5 protein-coding genes are annotated in these 5,421 nt (G+C 71.9%); all 5 read left to right on the top strand.

The window, feature by feature from the left end:
* Nucleotides 1-127 precede the first annotated feature (127 nt).
* The 5 genes from aroB (at nucleotide 128) to nusB (ending at nucleotide 5,105) form a co-directional block, all read left to right on the top strand.
* Complete coding sequence (aroB, locus tag ABZ887_RS50855; RefSeq protein WP_361306509.1) at nucleotides 128-1,738, top strand: 3-dehydroquinate synthase; 1,611 nt, start codon at nucleotides 128-130, stop codon at nucleotides 1,736-1,738.
* A gap of 142 nt (nucleotides 1,739-1,880) precedes the next feature.
* Nucleotides 1,881-2,705 (top strand): Pro-rich N-terminal domain-containing protein, encoded by an 825-nt coding sequence (locus tag ABZ887_RS50850; RefSeq protein ID WP_361306507.1) that lies wholly within the window; start codon nucleotides 1,881-1,883, stop codon nucleotides 2,703-2,705.
* 240 nt (nucleotides 2,706-2,945) lie between these two features.
* Entirely contained in the window at nucleotides 2,946-4,052 is a 1,107-nt protein-coding gene (locus ABZ887_RS50845; protein WP_361306505.1) for an aminopeptidase P family protein, read from the top strand.
* 52 nt (nucleotides 4,053-4,104) lie between these two features.
* The gene (gene efp / locus ABZ887_RS50840) at nucleotides 4,105-4,671 is read left to right on the top strand and encodes an elongation factor P (protein ID WP_361306503.1); all 567 of its coding nucleotides are present in this window, start codon (nucleotides 4,105-4,107) and stop codon (nucleotides 4,669-4,671) included.
* A 2-nt stretch (nucleotides 4,672-4,673) separates the two neighbouring features.
* Nucleotides 4,674-5,105, top strand: coding sequence for a transcription antitermination factor NusB (gene nusB, locus ABZ887_RS50835; protein WP_189264621.1), 432 nt, complete (start codon nucleotides 4,674-4,676; stop codon nucleotides 5,103-5,105).
* The last annotated feature ends 316 nt before the right edge of the window (nucleotides 5,106-5,421 follow it).

Here is a 5,421-nt window from a genome sequence, read left to right as displayed (position 1 = left end):
TCGCGGACGCGGTGGCGGAGAAGTTCGGCGGTGACAGCGTGGCCGAGACCGGGCGCAACGTCCGGTCGTACCTCGACCACCTGGCCATCCGGTGAGCGCCGTGCCGAGGGTGGTGCTGGTCGGGCCGATGGGCGTGGGCAAGTCCACGGTCGGGCAGCTCCTCGCCGAGCGGCTCGGTGTCGGCTACCGGGACACCGACGAGGACATCGTCGCCGCCGAGGGCCGCACCATCGCCGACATCTTCGTGGCCGAGGGCGAGCCGGCGTTCCGGGCGATCGAGAAGCGGGCGGTCCAGGCGGCGCTGGCCGGGCACGAGGGTGTCCTCGCGCTCGGCGGGGGCGCGGTCCTCGACGCGGAGATCCGCGGCCTGCTCGCCGACCGCCGGGTGGTCTACCTCTCGATGGACGTCGAGGAGGCCGTCAAGCGCACCGGCCTGAACGCGGCCCGGCCGCTGCTCGCCCTCAACCCGCGCAAGCAGTGGCGCGAGCTGATGGAAGCCCGGCGGCACCTGTACGAGGAGGTCGCCACGGCCGTCGTCGCCACCGACGGCCGGACACCCGAAGAGGTCACCCAAGCAGCCCTGGACGCACTGGAGTTGGCTGCATCTCCCGGGGGACAACCCCCGGACCCCCGGCCGGAGGACGCTGTGGCGAACCAAGTGACAAGGATCCAGGTCGGCGGCACGGCGGGCACCGATCCGTACGAGGTCCTGGTGGGCCGGCAACTCCTCGGCGAACTGGGCGGGTTGATCGGCGAGAAGGCCAAGCGGGTCGCGGTGATCCACCCTGAGGCGCTGGCCGAGACCGGTGACGCGCTCCGCGCCGACCTGGCCGGGCAGGGCTACGAGGCCGTCGCCATCCGGGTGCCGAACGCGGAGGAGGCCAAGACCGCCGAGGTCGCCGCCTACTGCTGGAAGGCGCTCGGCCAGTCCGGCTTCACCCGCTCCGACGTCATCGTCGGCGTGGGCGGCGGTTCGACGACGGACCTGGCCGGTTTCGTGGCCGCGACCTGGCTGCGCGGGGTCCGCTGGATCGCCGTCCCCACCACCGTCCTGGCGATGGTGGACGCGGCCGTCGGCGGCAAGACCGGCATCAACACGGCCGAGGGCAAGAACCTGGTGGGTGCCTTCCACCCGCCGGCGGGCGTCCTCTGCGACCTCGCCGCCCTCGACTCGCTCCCGGTCAACGACTACGTCTCGGGACTCGCCGAAATCATCAAGGCCGGGTTCATCGCGGACCCGGTGATCCTGGAGCTCATCGAGTCCGACCCGCAGGCCGCGCGCACCCCGGCGGGCCCGCACACGGCCGAGCTGATCGAGCGCTCCATCCGGGTCAAGGCCGAGGTCGTCTCCTCCGACCTGAAGGAATCGGGCCTGCGGGAGATCCTCAACTACGGGCACACGCTCGGCCACGCCATCGAGAAGAACGAACGCTACAAGTGGCGTCACGGTGCCGCGGTCGCCGTCGGCATGCACTTCGCCGCCGAGCTGGGCCGGCTGGCCGGCCGGCTGGACGACGCGACGGCCGACCGCCACCGCACCGTCCTGGAGTCGGTCGGCCTTCCGCTGCACTACCGCTACGACCAGTGGCCCAAGCTGGTCGAGACGATGAAGGTCGACAAGAAGTCCCGCGGCGACCTGCTCCGCTTCATCGTCCTGGACGGCCTCGGCAAACCGACCGTCCTGGAAGGCCCGGACCCGGCCGTCCTCCTCGCCGCGTACGGCGAGGTCGGGCAGTAGGTCCGCCGCTGTTCCTTCCGCCCGATTCGCCTGGCGACGCGGGCACTTCGGACCGCCCCCGGCCGTTTCACCAAAGGACGACCGCGGGCGGTACCGTTCGGTAACGAGCGCAGCCGAACATGACGAGACGGAGTGGCACCGGATGCAGCACGCAGTGGGATCTCCGCTGCCGCCGCCCCATCAGCCGGGGCAGGGACCGACCGGCTGGCAGCCGGCCGCACAGCACCCGGGAGCGCCGCAGAGCTCCCCGCCCGTGCCGCCACCGCCGGCCGCCCCGCCGCAGCCGTCGGTTCCTCCGATCCCCCCGCTTCCCTCGGCCCCGCCGCCGCCCGACACCACGGGCCACGTCCCGCTGCCGCCGGGCGCCCCGGTGGGCATCCCCAGCGCGCCCACCGCGCCCGACCCGACCGCCACCACCCTGGCCGTCCTCCTCATCGGCCCGGCCGGTGCGGGCAAGACCAGCGTGGCCAAGTACTGGGCCGACCACCGCCGGGTCCCCACCGCCCACATCAGCCTCGACGACGTCCGCGAGTGGGTCCGTTCGGGCTTCGCCGACCCGCAGTCCGGCTGGAACGACCACTCCGAGGCCCAGTACCGCCTCGCCCGCCGCACCTGCGGCTTCGCCGCGCGCAACTTCCTGGCCAACGGCATCTCGTGCATCCTCGACGACGCGGTCTTCCCGGACCGCCCGGTCGTCGGCCTCGGCGGCTGGAAGCGGCACGTCGGCCCCGGCCTGCTCCCCGTCGTCCTCCTCCCCGGCCTCGACATCGTCCTGGAACGCAACGCGGAACGTACGGGCAACCGCCGCCTCACCGACGAGGAGGTGGCCCGCATCCACGGCCGCATGGCGGGCTGGTACGGCTCGGGCCTCCCGATCGTCGACAACTCGCAGCTGGACGTCCCGAGCACGGCAAGGGTCCTCGACGAGGTCCTGGCACGAGCGATAGCCAGCCCCCCGAACTGGTAATCGGGGGGACCACACCCACCTTCTTGCTCTTGGGCGCACGGCGAACGGCGTGATCAACCCCCACCGGCCTGTCCTCAAGGGGCGCGGGGAACGGTGTGAGCAACCCCCACCGGCCCGTCTTTCAGGGGCGCGGGGAACTGCGCAAAAGTCCCACGGACCCGCACCCCACAACGGCGCCCAGCCACCCCACTCGGCCCCCCTCAACCGGCACAAAACGCCCACCCCTCCTACGCTCGACTCATGTCAGACGTGTACGCGGCCCGCCGAACCAGGCTGAGGGAACGCTGCCACGCGGCCGGCAGCCAGTCCGCCGTCATCTCACACCCGGCCAACGTGAGATACCTCGCCGGCGCCGCCCCCACCGGCTCCGTCCTGCTCCTCGGCAGACGCGAGGACCTCCTCGTCTGCCCCGGCCCGCCCGACGACCGCCCCGGCGAGGCCCGCCCCGACGAGTCCCTGCGGCCGCACCTCCTGGAAGGCCCCGGCGGCGACCCCGCCGTGGCCGCCGCCGACCTCGCCGCCGCCCAGGACACCGACGCCCTCGCCGTCGAGGAGCACCACCTCACCGTGGCCCGGCACCGTGCCCTCGCCTCCGTCGCCCCCCAGCTCCGCCTGACCGACCTGGGCAGCGCCGTCGAGCAGCTCCGGGTCGTCAAGGACGAGGAGGAGATCTCCTGCCTCCGCATCGGCGCCGAGATCGCCGACCAGGCCCTCGGTGAGCTGCTGGAGTCGATCCTCGTCGGCCGTACCGAACGACACCTCGCCCTGGAGCTGGAGCGCCGGCTGGTCGACCACGGAGCCGACGGCCCGGCCTTCCCCACCTCCGTGGCGACCGGCCCGAACTCCGGCCGCCGCGGCCACCGCCCCACCGACCGGCGGGTCGAGGAGGGCGACTTCCTCTCCGTCTGCCTCGGCGCCACCTACCGCGGCTACCGCTGCGAGATCGGCCGCACCTTCGTCATCGGCACCTCGCCCGCCGACTGGCAGATCGAGCTCTACGACCTCGTCTTCGCCGCCCAGCGGGCCGGCCGGGAGAGCCTCGTGCCCGGCGCCGCCTACCGCGACGTCGACCGCGCCGCCCGCCAGGTACTGGGCTCGGCGGGCCACGTGGAGGGCCTGCAGCCGCTCACCGGACACGGCGTCGGACTCGAAATCGACGAGGACCCGCAGCTCGCCCCTTCAGCCATGGGTAAACTGGACGCTTGCGTGCCGGTCACCGTCGAACCGGGGGTCCACCTCCCGGGCCGGGGCGGCGTCCGGATCGATGACACGCTCGTCGTACGCCCCGAGGCGGACGGCGGACCCGAGCTACTCACCATCACGACCAAGGAGCTGCTCGCACTCTAGCCAAGGTGCGTGCCCCGGGGTCGTCCACGTCAGTCCAGGAGATTCCGCAACCGTGGCTTCCACGAACGACCTCAAGAACGGCCTGGTGCTCAAGCTCGACGGCGGCCAGCTGTGGTCCGTCGTCGAGTTCCAGCACGTCAAGCCCGGCAAGGGCCCCGCTTTCGTGCGCACCAAGCTCAAGAACGTGCTGTCCGGCAAGGTGGTCGACAAGACCTTCAACGCCGGCGTCAAGGTCGAGACGGCCACTGTCGACAAGCGCGACATGCAGTTCTCGTACATGGACGGCGAGTACTTCGTCTTCATGGACATGGACACGTACGACCAGCTGCACATCGACCGGAAGACCGTCGGCGACGCCGCGAACTTCCTGATCGAGGGCTTCACGGCCGTCGTCGCCCAGCACGAGGGCGAGGTGCTCTTCGTCGAGCTCCCGGCCGCCGTCGAGCTGACCATCCAGGAGACCGAGCCGGGCGTCCAGGGCGACCGCTCCACCGGCGGCACCAAGCCCGCCACCCTGGAGACCGGTCACCAGATCCAGGTCCCGCTCTTCATCACCACCGGTGAGAAGATCAAGGTCGACACCCGCACGAGCGACTACCTCGGCCGGGTGAACAGCTAACCGTGGCTGCCCGCAACACGGCCCGCAAGCGTGCCTTCCAGATCCTCTTCGAAGGCGACCAGCGCGGGGCCGATGTCCTGACCGTCCTCGCGGACTGGATCCGGCTCTCCCGGGACGACACCCGGCAGCCGCCGGTGAGCGAGTACACGATGCAGCTGGTCGAGGGCTACGCCGTGCACGCGAAGCGGATCGACGAGCTGATCGCCCAGTACGCGGTGGGCTGGACGCTGGACCGGATGCCGGTCGTCGACCGCAACATCCTGCGCCTGGGCGCGTACGAGCTGATCTGGGTCGACGAGACGCCGGACGCCGTCGTCCTCGACGAGATGGTGCAGCTCGCCAAGGAGTTCTCCACGGACGAGTCGCCCTCGTTCGTGAACGGGCTTCTGGGGCGTCTGAAGGAGCTGAAGCCGTCCCTTCGCCGGGAGGCGTGAGCCGACGCACGCCGGAGGGCCCGCAGCGTGCCTCGCTGCGGGCCCTCCGGCGTGCGTGTGCCCAATGGGGTGGGTGGTGTTGTTGCAGGGCGGCTGCGGGCCGTGTGGGGCCGTTCGCGCAGTTCCTCCCCCAGCCTTCGGCCGGGGGTACCCCCAGCGCCCCCAGGTTGGTGGCGCAGCCGTCGCTCACCATGTGAAGGGCGATGACAAAAGACCGCCGGGGTGGCCGGAACCGTCAAGTTCCGGGGCGCGCGGTGACGAGTTCGCCGCGCACCGCCGCCGGCCCGGACTCCTCGACGACGTAGGGATAGCCGGG

The organism is Streptomyces sp. NPDC047061 (assembly GCF_040643955.1).
GTDB lineage: Bacteria > Actinomycetota > Actinomycetes > Streptomycetales > Streptomycetaceae > Streptomyces.
Note: the sequence above shows the minus strand (reverse complement) of the source record. Positions and strands in the feature narration are given on the sequence as shown.